Source organism: Glutamicibacter sp. V16R2B1 (assembly GCF_005774635.1).
Lineage (GTDB): Bacteria > Actinomycetota > Actinomycetes > Actinomycetales > Micrococcaceae > Glutamicibacter > Glutamicibacter creatinolyticus.
The window spans coordinates 1-1,743 of the sequence record NZ_VATX01000060.1 but is presented as its reverse complement, the minus strand read 5'-3'; the positions used below and the strand labels follow the sequence as shown (position 1 = coordinate 1,743).

1 protein-coding gene and 1 pseudogene are annotated in these 1,743 nt (G+C 75.3%); both read left to right on the top strand.

Annotated elements, in window-relative coordinates; all coding sequences use genetic code 11:
- Window positions 1–524: pseudogene (locus FDN03_RS16015) on the top strand (hypothetical protein); the annotation flags it as partial.
- Between the two features lie 53 nt (window positions 525–577).
- The coding region (locus FDN03_RS16010) for a BTAD domain-containing putative transcriptional regulator (protein ID WP_171021294.1) at window positions 578–1,743 on the top strand (1,166 nt) is incomplete at its 3' end.

The following is a 1,743-nucleotide window of genomic DNA, read 5'->3' as shown; positions in this document are numbered from 1 at the left end:
CGATCTTCGGCGGGCTGGGGGTGCTGCCGTTCACCGCGCTCGGGATGATCCACGCGGACCCGGTGGACCCGATGCCCGTCCACGAGCGTTCGGTGCTGCTGCGGGAGCTGCCGCAGGACGCGGTCGACACGCTGCTCGCGCTGGCCGGTCCGGAGGCCGACTGCCCGCAGGTGATCGTCGAACTGCGGCTGCTCGGTGGTGCGCTGGCCCGCGCCCCGCGCGAGCCGAGCGCCATCTGCCACCGGGACGCCGCCTACGCGGCGCTGACCATTGGCATCGCCGCCCCGCCGATCGTCGAGGCGACGACGGGGCACGCGGCGGCGGTGATGGCGGCGCTCGACCCGTGGTCCGGCGGAATCTCGACGCCGAACCTCGGCGCGAGCACCGACCCGGCGATCGTCGCGCTCAAGTACGACGCCGCGACCCTCGCCCGGCTGGCGACCCTCACCGCGAGTTACGACCCGAACGCCCGCATGGTGGCCGCCGACCCGGTGCGCGCCGCAGCCGGTCTGGTCCAGTCCTGACGTCGACGGCGGCTCGGGCAGCCCGCCAGACGAGGTGACGGCATCATGAGGGCGTGCCGTTCTACCACCTGTTCGGGCCGATCGAGGTCATCCGGGAGGGTGGGCCAGTCCAGTTCGGGGGTCCCAAGCAGCGGGCGGGCCTCGCCGCCCTGCTGCTGAACGCCGGCCGGGTCGTCTCCGTGGACCGCCTGGCCGACGCGGTCTGGGGGGACGAACATCCCCCGAGCATGGTGTCCAGCCTGCAGGCGCACATCTCCAACCTGCGGCGCCTGCTCCGGGACGGCGATCGGGCCACCTCGCCGATCGTGCGGCGTACCCCCGGCTACCTGGCGGACATCAGCCTGGAGGACCTCGACCTGCGGTTGTTCGAACGGGCCTGTGACGAGACCCAGGCCGCCGCGGACGCCGGCGACTGGCCGGGCACGCTGGCCGCCGCCGACCGCGCCGCGGCGCTGCGCCGGGGCCCGCTGCTCGCCGAGTTCAGTGACGAGCCGTGGGTGCGGGGTGCCGCGGCGGCGGCGGCCGAGCGGTGGGTGCAGTGCGAGCAGAACGCGGTCATCGGCCTGCTCGGCCTGAGCCGGGTCACCACCGCGGTGCTGCGCTCCCGCCAGCTGCTGGCCGACACCCCCCTGGCGGAGGGTGCCTGCCGGCTGCACATGATCTCGCTGTACCGGGCGGGACGTCCCGCCGAGGCGCTCGAGGTGTTCCGCGAACACGCCCGCCGCCTGGACGAGGAGCTGGGCCTGGAGGTCAGCCCGGCGCTGCGCGACCTGCAGGGCGCCGTCCTTCGCCAGGATGCCGGTCTTGATTCCTGGCCCGGCCGGGCCAGCACCTCGGACCCGGCCGGTGCCAGTGCCGGTGCCCTCGGCGGAGTCGGAACCGCGAGCACCGCGGGTGAGGCTGGCACCGCGACAACCGGTGGCCCGGCCGACGGCGACCCGGCCGACGGCCCGGTGGCGACGACCGACGGTGGGTTCCCGGCCCGGTCCGGGCCCGGCTGCCAGCGCGGTGACCTGGTCGGCCGCGTCCATGAGATCGCCGTCCTGGAGTCCGTTCTGGACGAGGCGCTCACCGGCGACGGACGCTGGGTGGTCCTGACCGGCCCGGCGGGGATAGGCAAGAGCCGGCTGGCGCAGGAGGCCGCCGTCCTCTGGGCGCGGTCCGGCGGAGCCGTCGCGCGGACCGGATGCCCCGACGACGAGGCTGTCCCGCCGTGGTG